12 protein-coding genes and 1 pseudogene are annotated in these 17,015 nt (G+C 69.4%); 8 read left to right on the top strand and 5 right to left on the bottom strand.

Features of this window, described 5'->3' with window-relative positions:
• Window positions 1-33: 33 nt before the first annotated feature.
• From NBG84_RS04340 to NBG84_RS04325, 4 genes are all read left to right on the top strand, one after another.
• Complete coding sequence (locus tag NBG84_RS04340) at window positions 34-1,194, top strand: hypothetical protein (RefSeq protein ID WP_250917904.1); 1,161 nt, start codon at window positions 34-36, stop codon at window positions 1,192-1,194.
• 40 nt (window positions 1,195-1,234) lie between these two features.
• Entirely contained in the window at window positions 1,235-2,035 is an 801-nt protein-coding gene (locus NBG84_RS04335; RefSeq protein WP_250917903.1) for an alpha/beta fold hydrolase, read from the top strand.
• Window positions 2,036-2,669: 634 nt separating this feature from the next.
• Entirely contained in the window at window positions 2,670-2,981 is a 312-nt protein-coding gene (locus NBG84_RS04330; RefSeq protein WP_250917902.1) for a trypco2 family protein, read from the top strand.
• 52 nt (window positions 2,982-3,033) lie between these two features.
• Window positions 3,034-5,985: an NACHT domain-containing protein gene (locus NBG84_RS04325; protein ID WP_250917901.1), complete on the top strand. Its 2,952-nt coding sequence runs from the start codon at window positions 3,034-3,036 to the stop codon at window positions 5,983-5,985.
• 529 nt (window positions 5,986-6,514) lie between these two features.
• Here the strand turns inward: NBG84_RS04325 and NBG84_RS04320 are convergent.
• Window positions 6,515-7,771 carry a hypothetical protein gene (locus tag NBG84_RS04320; RefSeq protein WP_250917900.1) on the bottom strand — a complete coding sequence of 419 codons (1,257 nt, stop codon included), beginning with the start codon at window positions 7,769-7,771 and terminating at the stop codon, window positions 6,515-6,517.
• Between the two features lie 325 nt (window positions 7,772-8,096).
• Window positions 8,097-8,886: pseudogene (locus NBG84_RS04315) on the bottom strand (DUF475 domain-containing protein); the annotation flags it as partial.
• A 154-nt stretch (window positions 8,887-9,040) separates the two neighbouring features.
• Between NBG84_RS04315 and NBG84_RS04310 the strand changes: the two are divergent.
• Window positions 9,041-10,306 (top strand): DUF6357 family protein, encoded by a 1,266-nt coding sequence (locus NBG84_RS04310; RefSeq protein ID WP_250917899.1) that lies wholly within the window; start codon window positions 9,041-9,043, stop codon window positions 10,304-10,306.
• 673 nt (window positions 10,307-10,979) lie between these two features.
• On the opposite strand, the gene NBG84_RS04305 is transcribed toward NBG84_RS04310, so the two are convergent.
• Entirely contained in the window at window positions 10,980-11,648 is a 669-nt protein-coding gene (locus NBG84_RS04305; protein ID WP_250917898.1) for a class I SAM-dependent methyltransferase, read from the bottom strand.
• Between the two features lie 200 nt (window positions 11,649-11,848).
• Between NBG84_RS04305 and NBG84_RS04300 the strand changes: the two genes are divergently transcribed.
• Window positions 11,849-12,490: a nucleotidyltransferase domain-containing protein gene (locus tag NBG84_RS04300; protein WP_250917897.1), complete on the top strand. Its 642-nt coding sequence runs from the start codon at window positions 11,849-11,851 to the stop codon at window positions 12,488-12,490.
• Here NBG84_RS04300 and NBG84_RS04295 read toward each other — a convergent pair.
• Window positions 12,421-12,879, bottom strand: a complete 459-nt coding sequence (locus tag NBG84_RS04295) for an amidohydrolase family protein (protein WP_250917896.1) — start codon at window positions 12,877-12,879, stop codon at window positions 12,421-12,423. The genes NBG84_RS04300 and NBG84_RS04295 overlap by 70 nt on opposite strands.
• Window positions 12,880-13,423: 544 nt before the next feature.
• The gene (locus tag NBG84_RS04290; RefSeq protein ID WP_250917895.1) at window positions 13,424-15,046 is read right to left on the bottom strand and encodes an amidohydrolase; all 1,623 of its coding nucleotides are present in this window, start codon (window positions 15,044-15,046) and stop codon (window positions 13,424-13,426) included.
• Between the two features lie 1,036 nt (window positions 15,047-16,082).
• Here NBG84_RS04290 and NBG84_RS04285 point away from each other — a divergent pair.
• A complete protein-coding gene (locus NBG84_RS04285) occupies window positions 16,083-16,442 on the top strand; it encodes a hypothetical protein (RefSeq protein ID WP_250917894.1) in 360 nt (119 codons plus the stop codon).
• Window positions 16,415-16,660, top strand: a complete 246-nt coding sequence (locus tag NBG84_RS04280; RefSeq protein ID WP_250917893.1) for a hypothetical protein — start codon at window positions 16,415-16,417, stop codon at window positions 16,658-16,660. Before NBG84_RS04285 ends, NBG84_RS04280 begins: the two co-directional genes overlap by 28 nt.
• Window positions 16,661-17,015: the final 355 nt, after the last annotated feature.

Raw genomic sequence — 17,015 nt, 5'->3', positions numbered from 1 at the left:
ACAGCCCCTGGCCGTACCACTCGAAGGACAGTGATGACCGCCTCCACCTCCAGCGGGACCTCTCCCGCCGCGCTGCCACCGGGCGGCTTCGGCAACGGCATCTTCCAGGCGTACGTCAACGGCCGTGAACGGCCCGGCGCCGGTGCGTTCACGCTCCTCACCGGCGAACAGAACCCGGCGGGGCCGGGCCGGGACGTGCTCTACGGCGGCGGTGTCCCCGGCACCAGCTTTCTGCGGGTCGCGGATCTGGGCACGGGACGGGTCTACGTCCAGGGCCAGTTGCTCACCCACGCCGACGAGGAGTCCCTCGACCCGTCGGTACGGTCCGTCCGGATCGACGGGGCCGAGTCGGTGACCCGGTGGTCGGTGCGCGACGCCTTCGACCTGGAGCAGCGGGTCCAAGTCAGCGGAACGACGACCGCGGACTCCCGGGTCGCCGTCACCACCAGGATCACGGACACCCGTACGGAACGGCACCGCTTCCTGGTCGAGTACCTCTGGGACACGGCGCTCGCCGGGGACGACGGCCCGGTGGCCCAGCTCGGCGCCGCCGGGTCGTCGTTCCGCCCCTTCGACCCCGTCTCGTCGACGGAACAGACCTTCGACCGCGCTACGGGCGATCTCGCCGTGGCCGACCAGTACGCCAACCCCGGCGCCCCCACGTTCGCCGTCGCGGTCTCCGCCACGGGCAACCCCGGCGCGGTCCCCGACCGGGTGCAGTTCGTCTGTCTGCCGGAGGCGGTCTTCGCCCCCGTCGGCGGCTATGTCACCGACCCGGAACGCGACATCAGCGGCCCCGCTTCGTCCTGCCGCGCCAGCACCGGAGCCGCCGACTCCGGTCTACTGCTCCTCTGGTCCCGGGATGCGGCCCAGGACGACACCACGGTCGCCGCGACCCTGCGGATGAGCCCGGCGACGCCGTACGCGAGCACGCTCCGCGCGGGCCCGGTCTCCCTCGGCCGGGCGACCGCCACCCTCACCGACACCGCGACAGGCCACCCGGTCCGCGGCCGTCTCCTCGTCTTCACCTCCGGCGGCCGGGAACGCTGCCGTGTGACCACGGACGCGGCAGGCCGCGCGGCCTGCGACGCGCTGCTCGGCGGACTGCTGGGCTACGACGTCGACTTCGCGGGCGACGCGATCTGGGCCGCGGCGCACGCCCACGGGGGGCTGCCGCAGGCGGAAGAGGCGTGAGAGTGGCCAAGTCAGCGGACTTGGGCGAGGCTTACCCGCCATGGAAGAGTTCACCTACATCGCTTCCGAGGGAACACCTCTACACGCCGTCGCTCTTGGCACCGCTGCCAGCACCATCGTCCTCCTGCACGGTGGCGGCCCTGACCACCGCAGCCTGCTGCCGCTCGCCGAGCGGCTGACCGCCCAGCACACGGTCGTACTGCCGGACGTACGCGGATACGGACGTTCCTGGTGCGCCGACCCGGCCCGCCACACCTGGGCCCAGTACACCGCCGACCTCATCGCCCTGCTCGACCACCTCGGCGAGGCCCGGGCGGTCGTCGGCGGCACCGGGCTGGGGTCGACGATCACTCTGCGCGCCGCCCTCGCCCACCCTGACCGGATCCGTGCGGGCATTCTGATCGGTGTCGAGGACATCGAGGACGACGACGCCAAGGAGAGGGAGACCGCGTTCTTGGACGACTTCGCCGAGCGGGTCACTTCCCAGGGCCTGGAGGCCGCTTGGGCCCCCGTCCTGAGCATGTTCCCGCCGATCATCGGTGCGGCGGTACGGGCTGCGATCCCCCGCTCCGACCCGCCCAGCATCGCCGCCGCCGCCTCCATCGGCCGTGACCGCGCCTTCCGGGATGTGACCGACCTGAGCGATCTACGCTCCCCGGTCCTCGTCATCCCCGGCACCGACGCACGCCACCCGACCGCCCTGGCCGAGCAGGTCGCCCGCACTCTTCCCCACGGCCGGCTGGCCCCGGTAGCCGTCTCCGAAAGCCTGCACACCACGGAGGACCTCGCCAGGGTGGTGGCCCCGCCCATCCAAGACTTCCTCAGCGCAACAGACACCTGACCAACCCCCACAACCCGGGCCGCTCTCCGATTCACCCTCTACGGCACGGGGTCGGATCAACGGGACACGACTGCGTCATATCGAGGACCCCGCTCAGAACGGTGCGCGGAACCGGTCGCGGCTGACCTGGCTCGCGCACCGTGGAGTGGCACCCCTGACGACGATCGCGCTCAACTCTCGTGCGGCAAACGGTGGCGGTGGGCGGGACGTGGTCGAGCCGAGCCGCGGATGGCGGCTATGCCGGGGCGGCTGGGCCTGGCGGCCATACGGCCTCCCGCCAGAAGCGGGGCCGGGAACCGTGGGTCCCGTGGGAGCTCGGGCGAGAGGTCCGCGGGTTGCCGACCGGGCGGCCGGTGGTCAGCGGGTTGTGGTCAAGCCCATGAGGGGCCGCGCGCTCACTCAGCTGGGCTCCGACCTACCGCTGTCACGCCAACTCGGCCTCTGGCAGCGGGACTTCGCGCACAACCCCGCGCAGGGTGTGATGGTGCCGGATCGGCGGGTTGTTTGCTGATCCCGCCCCCCGAGGAGATCGGGAACGGCTACGGTTCAAACCGATATCGGCCAACGTAGCTTTAGTCATGCCCGTTTGGCGTCGTCCGTCCGGGTGTCAAGGTCTCATCAGAGAGGTACCGACGTGCCGCAGGAACCATGGGCTGAGCTGGGGGAGACCATCAGCGCGATTCGAGCCGAGTTGCAGAGCGCCTTGGAAGCGGGCAGGGAGGAGCCCCTGAAGTTCAGGACGGGGCCGGTGGAGCTTGAGTTCACCGTGGAGGTCAAGAAGGACGGCGGGGCCAAGGCCAAGATCTTTGTTCTGCCCTGGACGGTGGAGGCCCATGGTGCGGCGAGCGTGGGCCAGACCCACCGCGTCAAGCTCACGTTGCAGCCGGTCGACGGCGACGACAATGATCTGAGGATCTCCGCCGACTCTCCCCAGCGTCCGCGATAGCGCGAATGGTCTGGACGGAACACAACTCGTCTCATGACGAACGGGACGAGTGATGGACGAGTCACGGGTCATGGAAATCTGGAATCCGGTCCTAGGGAAGTCGGGCAGCGGATACCTCGTCAGTGACGACGTGGTGCTCACCGCGCACCACGTCGTGGACGGGGTCCGGATGCGCGGCAGTGTGGAGGTCCGGCAGCTGGATTGGGAGGGCCACACGGACTGGGCGGCTGCCGAATTACTGTGGCTCCCGGAACAGGCAGCTTCGGAGGTGCTGCCGGACGCGGACGCCGCGCTGCTGCGGATCACCGGGGCGGACTGGCGACCGCCACTGACTCCGCCGGTGCGATTTGGGCGGGTTGTGGGCAAGAACCGCGTGCCCTGCCTGGGACTCGGCTTTCCCGACGCGGTCGCGCGTCCCGACCACGCGCGGGACACCATGCCGATACGCGGCCATGTGGACCCGTTGCACGGCATGAAGTCGCGGATGACCACGGTCCATGTCGATGTGGGCATCGTGCCGAGCCGCTCGGGCTGGCACGGCAGCTCCGGGACCGGGCTGCTGTGCGGACCACATCTGATCGCGGTCGTGACGACGGAGAAGAGCTTCGCGCCCGGTGTGCTGGAAGCCGTACCCGTCAGCGCCCTCGCCGAACTGCCGGGATTCGAACAGACATTGCGCGCCCACGGTGTCCACTTCGTCACCGAGGAAATCGACGGAGTGTCTCCAGATCCCGACGACGAGCTGGACTACGCGCCAATCGCCATACCGCCACCCTCCCTTCGGCACCAAGCGAAAAGGCTGCTGGTGCCTGCCGCGGGAGGGACGCTGACGATCCTGGCGCTCTGGGCGCTGACCCCGGACGCGGCGGGCATCACTTGGCCGATCGGATCGACGCTCTCCGGCATTCTGACCGGGTGGGTCATCGATTGGCTCCGTCGCCCCCAGTCGTCGGGAGCCGGCCGCGAAGCGGCGGTCCACACACTGGGCGAGGCCGTCAGGGGGGAAGTCGCACGACGTCGTCGGCAACTGCTGGGCAACGACAGCAAGGCCATCAACGTCACCTTCGTCACCGTACCGCAGGGCGGCAGGGACGCGGACACGGCCTGGCCGCGCGGGGACTTCGACGGCATCGCCCGCTATCTGGATGTGCTGCGGCCGAAGCGCCTGGTCATCACGGGCCGACCCGGCTCGGGCAAGACGCTCCTGGCTTATGAAGCCGTCCATCGGGTGCTCGCCCGCAAGCGCCACAACGGTCCGGTGCCGGTGCCGGTCGGTCTGTCGGAATGGGACCCCACCACGATGTTCGCCGACTGGTTCACCGCGCGCTTCGCTCACGAGTACCTGGACGGGGCCCGGACCAGGGCACGGGACTTACTGGCGTCCGGGCGCATCATGCCGGTTCTGGACGGCCTCGACGAGATGGACCCTCCAGGCAGCGGACGGCCCAGGGCCATCGCCGCGCTGGCCCAGCTCAACCGGTTCGCCGGGCCCTTGGTACTGACCTGCCGATCGGATGAGTACGCCGAGCTCAGCCGCGCCGATCAGCGTCTACTGGACTGTGCGACGGTGCGGATCGAGGAGGTCCAGGCCGTCGACGGTCGGCGGTTCCTGGACGAACGGGCCAGGAACAGGGCCCGGCTTACCGATTTGCAGGATGATCTCTTCGCACCGGAGACGGCCACGAGAGCCGTGCTGTCCTCACCCTGGATGCTCACCCTGGCGTCACTGGCATCGCAGACGGAAGCCGGTGCCAAGAGCCTCCGCTCCTTCGTCGGGGTACCGGCCTCAGCCGGCCGAGATCAGGAGGAACTGCGCGCGGCGCTGCTGAAGGAACTCATCCCGTCCTTGTGTGAGCCGGATCCGGCCGACCGGCGCCGGCCGTACCAGGCGCGAGCCGTGACTCAGTGGCTGCGGCTACTCACCGCAAGCCTGCGCGGTGGCCACTCGGCGCCGTCCGACGGCGGCGGTGCCGTCGTACCATCCCGAGACCTGGCCATCCATACGCTGTGGCCGGTCGCTGGGCCGCGCGGCGCCCGCTATGCCGCCGCGGCCATCACCATCGCCTTCTGGCTGCCTGCCCTGCTCTCCCTGGCGTTCTGTTTCCACCGCAACCAGGCCCTGCCACTGCCTGGCGCGGTACTGCTCGCACTGCTGACCCCGGTGCCGCTGCTGTCGGCCTGGAACGCACGTGCACCGTACGTCCAGCCCCGCCGAATCCTGTTCCAGCGGCTACGCAGCAGACGCGGCTGGAGCCGTATCGCCCTGGGCGCCACACTGGGCGGCGTCCTCATGCTGCCGCTGACGCCCCTGTTCGGCCCGGGCTTCGCACTGGCCGCCGGCGCCGGGTTCACTGTCGTCTTCGGCTTCGGCCTGGCACTCTCGGTGCGGGCCGACATCGACCGCCGCCATCTGGTCGCGGTCAGCACCCCGTCCGCCCTCGCGGTGATAGTGACGGCCGGGCTCATCGCCGGTCGACTCGGCGACTTCATCGGCCTCACCGCGGGATGCGGTGCCGGAGCAATCGGCCTGGCGGTGGGGGTACCCGCCGGGCTGCGCGCCGCTCGGCGCAAAGACGGCGGAGACCCGGACCCGGACCCGCCCGGGGTGCGCACGCCGTTGACCCCGCTGCGCAATGACGCGATGGCGGGGGTGGTGTCCGGTGCCGTCGTCGTGGCCCTCACGCTCTATGGGACGCTGTGCGTCGAGTGGTTGCGGGTTCCCTGGCCGCTCGCCGTCATCACTGCCCTGGCCTGCGGTGTGGCTGCCGGGCCCGGTTTTGTCGCGGTCACCAGTCGCCAGTACCTCGGCCTGATCTCGGCCACCCGCGGCAAGCTGCCATGGCGCCTGGCCGCATTCCTCCACTGGTGCCATGAACGCGGTCTGCTGCGATCGGCCGGCACCGTCTACCAGGTCCGCCACGACGAACTACTCGAGTGGCTCCAGCATGGCCCCCTGCCTACGCGACACGCTCGCTCAGCATGCGGCGTTCGGCCCGTTCCGTGACATCGGTGAACACCACGCGAGCAGGGAGATCGCGCCGAAGACGCCTTGGAGGGCTCGGGCGCCGAGCATCCTCTCCTGGCCGGTGGCCGCGCCGCCGAGTGCGGAGGCCGGGGCGAAGCCGTCGTGGGCAGCGGCCACCACGGCCGTCACCGCCTCGCCCGGGAGCGCTGGGCTCCTCGTCGGATCGATATGCCCCGATGCCCACGACCAAGACGAGGGCGCACGGGACGGGTTCCTTACTCCGCCAAGCGCAGATCTGGTTTTGGTCGCTCGGCGGCATCGAAGGCTGCTTGCAGCCAGGGTTCCGCACTGATCGACCGGTGGTCGGCGGGCTCTTGAGAGCGGCGGGAACGGATGAGGCAGGCCACCGGTCCTGTCGAAGGCGGTCGAACGCCGACCTGTCCCAACCGCCAACGGGCAGCGGCTCCAGCCCGGGGGATCCCCGGCGCCTCGCGCACGACGCGCCAGGGCCCCAGCGGCATTCCCTACCCGACCCCCGTTACCGGAGCTCTCGTCAAAGAGGCGGGCTTCAGCGCTTCCAGACGGTCGCACGCCAGGTCGTCGCGTTGCCGGCGCCGTCGGTACCGACGGCGAATCCGGCGATCACTCCGGCGTCGTTGATCGCGAACGCCGCGGCGTAGGGACCCAGAGGTGACGGCGGCAGCGGGACGACCGTACCGTCGGGCTTCCACAACAGGGCCTTGTCCAACGCGGGGTTACCGGCCGGCGGCCACGCGTACCCGACGGCAGTCCCCCGGTTGTTGATCGCCAGCACCTCCCCGGCCGCTTCCGCCGGATTGGCGAGCACTGTCCGGGTGCCGTTCGCATTCCAGCGGGCCGTATCGCCGTTCGGGTTGTCCTCCAGCGAAGCTCCCACGGCGGTGCCAGCCCGGTTGACGTCGTATCCCCGCCCGCGCCCGGCGTCGCGGACGGTGCCGTCGGCCGCCCACACCAGGACCCGGTCGTACTCCGTGCTCCCGGCAAGCCGCCCGTGACCGAAGACCACGCCGTTGTCGGTGATCTGGCTCGTACGGGCCCCGACGAACCCCGCCGGGAGGGGCAACGCGCTCACGGCACCCGCCGCGTTCCAGCGCACGGGATGCGCGGGGCCACCGGCGCCGTCGCGCTGCTCGGTCCACCCGACCGCCGTGCCCGCACGGTTGATCGACGTCGCGGTGCCGCTGTTGTCGCCGGGCAGCAGGGGCAGATCGGTCCTGCTGCCGTCGGACCGCCAGCGCAGAGGGCGGGAGCGGTTGTTCTCCTCGGACGCGTCGCCGACCGCGACCCCGGAGTTGTTGACGGCCGACGCGCTACCGCCGCGCGACCCACCGGGAAGCGTCAGCCGCGTCGGGGCGGCGCCCGGTGTCCATCGGACGGGGTGGGAGTTGGGCAGGCTGTTGTAGGACAGGCCGACCACCCATCCGCGGTCGCTGAGCGCGATCGCGCGGCTGAACCGCTCACCGGGCAGCGGTGCCAGGCGGGTGTAGCCGGGACGCCCGGCGTTCCACCGGATCGCGAGCGGCCCGTCGGAGCCCTCCACGTAGTACTCGCCGACGACCGTGCCGCTGCTGTTCAACCCCTTGACGAAACTGTGGAGCCCTCCCGGCGGTATCGGGAGCAGCCGTGAGGTCGGCCGCAGTTCGGAGCGTTCGGCCACCGCCACGGACGCCGACCCCAGGAGGAGCAGGGCGGTTGCCGCCGCGACAAGGGTTACGGGTCGGCGAACGCGCAAGCGGGCCATCCGGGCACTCCTGATCTCTTCAATGACATTGGCGTACACACGCATGGGCACTTCGTCTGTTCCAGGCCAGCAGGAACCCGCGCCGCAGCTCAAGTTTCCGCATTCGGTGACTCGTTGGAAGCCCGATCTCCGAAACGGCTGGATTCGTACACCCGTTCACTTTGCTCCGCGCCACCCGCTGTGCGACGCGTCCGCCCCGCCCCATGGACGGGCCCGGCCTCCGGGTGACGGCGCCCCAGCAGCACTTCCGGTCCCACGGCGGCGGTCGCGGCCGACGGCCGGGGAGCGTCCTCGCCCGCCCGTGCACGGCAGGAGACCGCAGCGGCTTCCGGCCACCCGCGCGGCACCAAGCGCCCGTGTCCGTGCCGGGTCAGACGCCGCAGGGGACCTCGGCCTTTTCGGTGGGCCCGGCTTGTTCTTCCTCGTCCGCCGCTAGCGGTTGCGGCGGACGGAGGACCAGAAGGACCAGCCGATCAGGATGACACCGATGAGACCGGTGACCGCCTCGGGGATCTGGTGGCGGATGGAGATCATGAGGATCGCGGCCAGCGCGCCGTGCTCCAGGTAGGCGTAGTCGTCGAGGGTGCCCTGGCGGACCAGGTAGGCCGTCAGCGAACGGACGTACATCGCGCCGATACCGAGGCCGAGCGACATCAGGACGATGTCATGGGTGATCGCGAAGGCGGCGATGACACCGTCGAAGGAGAAGGAGGCGTCCAGGATCTCCAAATAGAGGAGTATGAAGAACGGGGCCTTGCCGGCGATCACGACCGCTGGGACCTTCCTGCCGCTCCTCCTGGCCTCCTCCCCGGCCTCGCGCTCGCGCTCCTCCTCTTCCTCAAGCTTGTTCGCGAAGCAGCCGGAGAGACCGCCGACGGCGAGGTAGGTGATGAGTCCGAAGACGCCCGAGAGCAGGACCGTCGCCGCCTTGTCGACGTGCATGCCGCCGTGCTGGTGGGCCTGGGTCGCGAAGGTCATGGCGCTGATCGCCAGGACGACCAGGGCGATGCGGGCCGGCAGCATGTCGATCTTGGCGAGCGGGCGTTCCAGCCAGCCGAGCAACTTGATGTCACGGTCCTCGAAGACAACTCAAGGAAGATCATCAGCAGGAACACACCGCCGAATGCCGCGATCGACGGGTGGGCGTCGGTGACGGGCTGTGTTCTCCACCGGGACTCGGATGAAGTTCAGGCTCAACGGCTGAGTCGACCATGACGAGCCTGCTCGCTCTGGGCGTGCGTGTACACGAGAGCGGCCGGTCGGATCGGTGCGGGCAGGACTCGTTAGTCTCGTCTGATGGGGAAGAGTGAGTCTGTGAGAGACATCGTTTTCGCGCGCCGGAGCGGCTGGATTCCGAAGGTGGTTCGCGAGGACGGTGAGCTGAAGCTGATGCTCGGTGCCGGGGCCGACGCCAACCACGCACCTCGCACGTTCACGTTCTCGATCAGGGAAGCCCATCTTGCGGTGATCCGGGAGGACCTGGCCAGACACCTGCTGTTGTGGAGTGCGGTCCTTCCGCTGTGCGACGCCGCCGGGACCCGGGACCGGCTCGACGAGAACGCTGCCGTCGCGCTGCTGGACCCGATCCTCCTCTCCGCGCCCGCGGACGTCGACGCGCTCTTCCAACGCATCCGGTGGGACAGGGGTCGACTCATCGCCCATGGGGCTGACATCGATCTGCTTGAGCGCGGTCAGGTCTGCGCGGCGATGCGCACCGCGACAGAGACATCCAACGGGAGGCGAGCTCAGGAGTACCACGCGGACCGCCGTCGCGCCGAGCGCGGAGCAGTACCCGGTCCACTCGACGCCGCGATTCTGAGGTACACGGGCCAGTACCTGTACGGGGCGACGGTTCCGAGGCGGACACCCGACGCCGTCGATCCCGCGCTGCTGCCCGAGGTCATGCGTGTGGTCGCCACCGCGGAGCAGGCGTGCGCCGGACTGCGGATCGGCCGCGATCCGCGACGGGGAAAGCGCGCCACGGACAAGCGCGACTGGGATCGGATGGCGTCGACGGTCGACGCGGCCGTGCGCCGCGCACACCCTCAGCTCGTCGATGACGCGGTGCGTACCGTGAGCTTCCTGATGTGCTCGGAGGCCGCGGCCCGCTCCAGGAGCACGCCCACGGAGGATGACGAGGAGGCTGCCAGCGACCGCTTCGGCGGGAGTGCGAGGAAGACGATCCTGTCGTTCACCGACGACAAGGGCGTCGAGAGGAAGTGGCTCCCGGACAATCCCCGCACTGCCACCGCGGAGTTCTGGGAGTTCGTCGGCGATCGCTCTGCCGGGGACAACGAAGTGTTCACCATCGAGGACGAGGAGAGGGGCGAAGGCATCCAGCTCCACTTCTACGCGGACTCCATCGCCCGGATCACGACGGTGCGCGAGGGCGAAGGCGGGTCGGACCCGGAGTACCGGGTCGAGTACAGCCTGGTCGACGGGATCGGCGGGTACCGGAACCTGGTGAGCGCCTTCGTCCGCGGCGGCTGCGCCGCACTCGAACAGCACGGCTCGTGGATGCCGGATGCCGCTGAGTTCGAGCGCGCGCGCCGGCGGCGCGACGCCGGGCAGTCCCAGTAGTACCAGCGGGGAGCCCGCGCAGGCGCCGCCGGAAGGAACCGCGCATGAGCGGGTAGCAGGAGTCCGCGCACTGGCCGACGCAGCACCACCGTCAACGGCCACCGACCGGAGCCGTCCCGACTCCGGTGGTTCCAGTAGTCGCGCCAGGGTGGTTCAACCCATCTACCGGCGGCGCCACGGCGGCTCGCGAGTACGCCACTGCGCTGCGCCATTCTTCTGGACGCTGTCGGCGAGGTTGAGACGCGGTGGGGTGGGGTCCCGCCCTCGGGGTCGGCCCCGGGCACGGGGAAGTCCCCGATGAGGCCGAGTGCCCCGAGATCGACGGGCTCGCCGGACCCGTGGCGGGCCCGCTCGGCCGCCTTGAGCAGACGACCGGTCGGCGCACGGCCCACGAGCGTCCGCCGTTACCGCCGCCGGGCCGGGCCGATGCGACGAACAGGCCGTCGACCTCGGCGCGGCGCGCCCTCACGATCAGCTCACCGTCCCATTCCTCACTGACCAGAACGTACTTGAGCGGCAGCGCGCGCTCCCAGGTTCCAGACGGCCTCCTCGGCCACCACCGCGTCCGCATCTCCTCGCTTGTGTGCCCTGCCCAGGCCCTCCGGAGGTATCCGAGCGGAAACTAGCGGTAGGCGTCCGGTAGGAGGCCTGTGCCGCTTCCGGCGCCTGGCCGTCAGCCGGGGCGCCTGGCCATGACGACGAGCCCCGGCCCGCTGTACTCCTCTGGAGGGAGGCGGAGTTCGGCGACCGGGTACAGGCCGGCCCGCTCAATCAGGTCCACCAGTTGTTCCGGTCGCCATTTGTGTGTCGTCCAACGAACGGGTACGCCCCCGTAGGCCTCGGTGCGCACCGCGTCCTCGTCACCGACGTGTGTCGCGGTGATGAAGTGGCCGCCCGGCTTCAATGCGCGCGCGAACAGGGCGAGGACTTGGGGAAGGACCTCACGGGGAAGGTTGAACAGTGACCACCAGCCGAGCACGCCACCGAGGGACGCTTCACCAAGGTCGAGGTCGGTGGCAGAGGCGACACTGAAGCGGCAGTGGGGATGAAGACGGCGCGCGTTCTCGATCATCCGAGGGGAAAGATCCACCCCAGACACGTCGAGTCCGCGTTCGGCGAGGTAGGCCGTTACCGTTCCGGGTCCGCAGCCGACGTCGAGGACAGGTCCGAGCTCCCTCACGCTGTCGGCGAAGGCATCGATCGATGCCTTGAGCCATGGATGGCTACGGATGTCGCCGACCCCCGTCGTCACCACCATCTGGGCGTAGTTGTCGGCCACTCGGTCATAGGACTCACGAACCGCATCGAGATCGGCTGGGCGGTCAATAGGGTGTTCGCGCATCAGCCAACGATAGGACTTGGGGCCGGTAAACGGCCTCGGTACGCTTGGGATCGCGTATTCAACTGTCCCCCGCCGGTCCGCCGAGGAGTCCAACCGGCCGGTGACCTTGTGTGAGCGTCGGCGGCGTACAGCTCCAGGCATCGCGGTCTTCCTCATCGACCCCGGCCAGGGGCCTTCGAGTCCGCTGATAGATTCCTGCGGTGAGCGAGCAACTGCCCAGCGGAGGCGTCGAACTGTCACCCGACGAGATCGAAGCCCTCCACGCCAGGTGGTCATCCTGCTGGACCCCGGTTGAGGTCGCGCGGCAGTTGGCCGGGATCAGCACGCCCTGGTACGTGGCCGCGGGCTGGGCGCTGGATCTGTTCCGCGGCAGGCAGACGCGCGCTCATGGAGACATCGAGATCGCGATTCCGGCCGCGGGCTTTCCCGAGGTCCGCAACCGCTTCCCCGGATACGTCTTCGACGCGGCAGGCAGCGGCCGGATCTGGGAGAACGCAAGACCGGAGGTGCTGGCCGCCGTGCATCAGACATGGCTGCGCGATCCGGCCACCGACAACTACCTGCTCGACGTGTTCCGCGAACCGCACGACGGCGACACCTGGATCTGCAGACGCGATGAGAAGGTCCGACTTCCCTACAGCGACATCATCCACCGCACCCGGGACGGCATCCCGTATCTGGCGCCCGAACTGGTACTGCTGTTCAAGGCCAAGCACGCCCGCCGAAAGGATCAAGCAGACTTCGACGCGACCGTCCCGTACATGTCCCCGGCTCAGCGCGTGACCCTGGCCGAGCTACTCGCCCGCGTACACCCGGGGCATCCCTGGCTCTCGGACCTGTAGCCCCCGCTTCGGTCGGTTTCGGGACCTACTGGTGGGATCGCCCATGCAACTGTCACCAGCCCGCCGAGGAGTCCAACCGGCCGGGTGACCTTGTGTGAGCGGTAGGCCGGGCCCAGGGTGGCGATCATGGCGCCGAGGTACTGGTCGACGGTGCACGAGGGCAGCAGTCCCCGGGTCGCGGCCTCCCAGGTGTGGCGATGGGTGTCGACGAAGCCGGGGATCACCACGGTGCCCGTGGCGTCCACCACCTCGGCGTCGACGGTGTCGAGGCCCGGTGCGACAGCGACGATCTTGCCGTCCTCGACCAGGATGTCCGTCTCCGGGCGGTTCCCGATCGCGGGGTCCCGCGAGACCACGAAACCAGCCCCGATCAGAAGTCGATTCGCCATTTCCCATGTCCCGTCGCCAGGGAGTCGAGGTCCCCGCCGAGGCTTCGTCCCGCCCGGAGCCATGGCCGCTCCCCCATGCGACATGTCAAGGGGTATGCGGGCGTCCCGATAGCTCTTCCGTCACCGCACCGGACCTCGGAGGGCTGTGCACTCGTGCGCAACAGCGCGGGTACGCCCCTGCAGTATGCGCATGGTCAATGCTTGTCGAAAGCTCTGGGCTCGGAGGCACCCGTCATGCCCTCGGGGCATCCGTCCGCTGGGCCAGCAGTCGAACTCCGTCACCATCATCCAGGGCAACTGGTCCCGCGCGCCGCACAGGGCCCGTGCCGGTCCCGAGAGAGTGGCACTCGGGACCGGCACGGGCAGGCATTTCCCACTTCCAGCGGGAGGGGCGCAGGAGCCACACTGTCTTCATCCCCGGCAAGGCGAAGTCCAGGCAGAACAGCGGTCCGCCATGTCCCGGCCGGAGTCGACAACGCGTGGAGGCGGTCGGAGTCAGCCGCAACGCGGAGAGGGTGCCGGGTTGAAGGTCGGCATCGGTGGGTCAGATGGTGTCGGAGTCGTGGGTGGTGTGGCCGCCGACGACGGTCCAGTCGCTCAGGATGGTCGAGAGCTCGTCGACGGGAACGCTGAAGGGGTCCTTCGTCGGGACGAAGAAGTCCGCGAGATGACCCTCGGCGATCATTCCCCGATGGCGCTCCTCTCCGACCATGTAGCTTCCGGTGCTCGAATAGGCGGTGAGGGCCTGGGCCACACTCAGCCGGTGCCTGGCCTCGCGCAGCCCGGGTTGGTCGATGGTGCTTCCGTTGACGAGCCACTCGATGGACGTCCATGGCTGGTACCAGTTCGCGCGGGTCCCGTCGGTGCCGCCCACCAGCCAGAGACCGGCGTCGGTGAAGTCGCCGAGTGGAGGGGTGCGGCGGACCTGGTCGAGACCCCACAGCGGGATGTAGTCCGTTCCCTGGAGGACCATGCGGTTCTGGACCTGGACACCCAGGCCGAGGGCTGCCATCCGGGCGATGTTGGCGGGGCTCGCCTGGTCGGCGTGGACCACGGACCACCGCAGAGCTCGTAGGTCAGCGGTTCGGGCGACTTCCTCCCAAGCGGACAGGACACGGTCCAGCGAGCTGTCGAGGACGGCGTGGATGCTCATCGGCCACCCGGCGGCGGCGACGCGCTCGCTGATCGCGATCAGTTCGGCATGGGGAGCGTCCTGGATGATGAAGTCGCCGTCGAACCCCTCCATATCGTGGCATCCCAGATGCACCAGCTCCCCGATACCGCTGAAACGCATCAGGTCGTCGCCGAACCCGGGTGCCAGGTGGCGCATCCACGTGGACAGCTCCTCCAGCTCACGCCCAGCCGTGGAAGCGGAGAGGAACAGTCTGAGGCGGACCGGCAGGGCGCCCGCCCGCCACAAGTCGAAGACCGGTTGATAGCTCTCCGGTGTCATCATGAAGCCGCCCGCGTCGGCGACCGCCGTCAATCCGTGCCGGGCAAACTCGTCGAGCATGGCCCGCGTGCCGGCGCGCTGGACCTCGGCGGACGGCTTGGGCATCTTCATCAGTGCGAGGCGGTACGCCGCCTGCCCGCGGACCACCCCGGTCAGCTCGCCCGTTACCGCGTCGACGTCGAAGGCGGCACCCGGCGGGGCGTCGTCCGCGGAATCCCAACCGCACAAGCGCAGAGCCGCCGTGCTCAGGACCGCGCACTCATAGCCCATCTGAACGAAGACCGGATTCTCCGGGGAGACCGCGTCCAGCTCTGCTTTCGTCGGCATGCGTCGCTCGGTGAACTGCCGGCAGTGCCAGCCGCCGACCACACAGACCCACTCGTCCTCGCCCACCTGGGCTACCCGTAGCCGAATGGTCTCCAGCGCGTCCGCGACCGAGCGCACTGCCTCCCAGTGGAGTTCGGTGCCCCAGGTGGCACCGGCGCGCACCGCGTGGATATGCGAATCCTGAAGCCCGGGGAGTACCCGCCGGCCGCCGAGGTCGATGACGTGCTCGGCCGCGCGGGCAAGGGGAGCGATGTCCTCGCCTGTGCCGACCGCGACGAAGCGTCCGTTCCGGACCGCGAAAGCGGTGGGTTCCTCACCTTCCGGGCCACTCTCGCCGGTCCACACTCTCGCACCTGTCACGACGAGGTCAGCAAGTTTCGTTGTCATTCCTACTCCCTTGGTCGGCGATGACTCGGCCGCCGCGGCACCTGACGGGTGACAAGCCGTCGGCGCAGGGCGATGCGGAGCGTCGCCGGGTGATTCCGGTGATCACTGCGTGGGCGCGGGCCCTCGCCCGCTCTGGCTGATCGCCGTGGCGAGGACGCCAAGGCCGAGACAGGCGGTCGGGCAGCTGACGACGTGTGCTCGGCGACACTCTTCGTCGTGGAGTCGGTGGGCGAGTCGGTGCCGCGTTCGACTCCTCGCTGACCTGGATTCACATCGGGCGCTCGGACCACTGCCGGCTCCCTTGGTGAGCTCCGCGCCGTGCGCGTACGACCACCCAGCGACGCATCGACGCATATGCGTTCACCTCTCAGGCGCAGCGGGTCCAACCGTCGTCGGCATGGCAAGGCTCCTCCAGGACATCCCAGCGCGGCAGCGCGTCGAGCCGATGAGACTACGGAACCTAAACGGAATAGTATCCAATTACAATACTCGACTCCCAGAAGTTGCCCCCTAAAAGCCGCGACTACGCCAGATATTGGATACAACCACCGAGGGGTCTGTGGGCTCCCCGATCTCGACGCCTAGCCGCTACCGCGAGAGACGGCCTCGACTCGCCGCCGACTGCGGTGCCGTGGTGAAGACCCGGACGGCACGGCTGCGGCGGCAAAGGCCGGGTCCGCTGACGGCGGAACGGGCAGCAGGTCGGGCCAGAAGTGTCGTCAAGGGAGCCGCCGTCCGTCAGAGGGCGGGCCCGGTGGGCTCTGGTCGTGGTGCACCGCGAGGCAGCGGAGGAGGTCCATGCGGTGGGGCACCACGGCACCCGATCCCGCACGCCGCGCCGGGCCCCATGCCGTCCCGAGGACGAACCCTCCGAGACTGGGATGTGGGGAAGCACGCCGAAAGGTCCGCTCGACCGGCTCACTGCTGCCCCGATGCGCTCAGGTCGGCCGAGCCCGTGGGCAGGGGCATGAGCCGGGCACCGCCCCTGGCCGGATGGGATGGCAGTCCGGTTCTCGCCGGTTTCACGGTGTGGCAAGTGACGTACGTATTGATCGAGTTGATGTCTGTGCGCGTTTTCGTGAGAGGCAGGAACATGACACTCGTCACCGGTCTGACGGGACGACTCGTCGGAGCATCCGCGTCAGTCGTCCTGGCAGCCACCGCCCTGGTAGGGGGCGCGGTGGCCACGGCGGCACCGGCCCAGGCCGCGAGCCGACACTGCGACGACTACCTCAGGAGCCTCGGATACAACACTCCCTTCATGGGTCTCCACTGCATGAGGGGCGAATCCACCGTCGGTGAAGCATGGCAAGACTGTCTGAACGGGCTGGCCAGAGAGGGCATCCAGCCAGCACACGCTCAGCGGGCGTGCCAACTGGCCCGCTGGGGATTCTGACGGCCGCGGGCGTCACACATGACAACGCGCGCCGCGTCGAGGAACTCGGAATCGGACGAGAGATCACCGACAACTCCCCCGACGGCATCACGGCCGTCTGCCGTGAGGTACTGACGAATTCGAGCGTCGGCGCGAACACCCGCCGAGCGCGCCTGGCCACGCTCGCGCTGCCGGAGATCGAGAGCGCCGTCGCCGACCTGGAGAAACTCGTCGACTAGTAGGCCACATTCCTGCTCCGGGGCGCGTGCGGTCGTCACCGAAGGTGTTGTGCAGCCGGTACTCAGGGGATTCGCCATGCTCACTGGACCCCGTCTCGGACCGCGCGTCCACAAAAGCGGCACCGGCGAAAACCCTCGCCGCGCCGGCGGCCTCGGTGACGCTGGCGGTCGATCTGCTGAGCCATCCCCACCGTGCCCCGCTGCGGCGGCCAGCGCCGATCGCTGAACCAGCACGAGGAAACGCCGTCCTCACGCATCCACACGGCCCTGTTCCCACCTGTCGATCAGTGGCTGACGGCTCTGGTCCGGGGCATTGCTCCCGGCCGGACTGTTCGCGTGCTGGACCACCATGCCT

It is taken from the genome of Streptomyces albipurpureus, from assembly GCF_023701525.1.
Lineage (GTDB): Bacteria > Actinomycetota > Actinomycetes > Streptomycetales > Streptomycetaceae > Streptomyces > Streptomyces albipurpureus.
The sequence above is the reverse complement of the archived record's forward strand: the minus strand, read 5'-3'. Positions and strand labels throughout refer to the sequence as shown.

Bases quoted from the DNA above. Each gene is read 5' to 3' on its own strand.
- NBG84_RS04335 (WP_250917903.1), top strand. From the start codon at position 1,235: ATGGAAGAGTTCACCTACATCGCTTCCGAGGGAACACCTCTACACGCC.
- NBG84_RS04290 (WP_250917895.1), bottom strand. From the start codon at position 15,046: ATGACAACGAAACTTGCTGACCTCGTCGTGACAGGTGCGAGAGTGTGG.
- NBG84_RS04305 (WP_250917898.1), bottom strand. From the start codon at position 11,648: ATGCGCGAACACCCTATTGACCGCCCAGCCGATCTCGATGCGGTTCGT.
- NBG84_RS04320 (WP_250917900.1), bottom strand. From the start codon at position 7,771: ATGCGTGTGTACGCCAATGTCATTGAAGAGATCAGGAGTGCCCGGATG.
- NBG84_RS04295 (WP_250917896.1), bottom strand. From the start codon at position 12,879: ATGGCGAATCGACTTCTGATCGGGGCTGGTTTCGTGGTCTCGCGGGAC.
- NBG84_RS04325 (WP_250917901.1), top strand. From the start codon at position 3,034: ATGGACGAGTCACGGGTCATGGAAATCTGGAATCCGGTCCTAGGGAAG.
- NBG84_RS04340 (WP_250917904.1), top strand. From the start codon at position 34: ATGACCGCCTCCACCTCCAGCGGGACCTCTCCCGCCGCGCTGCCACCG.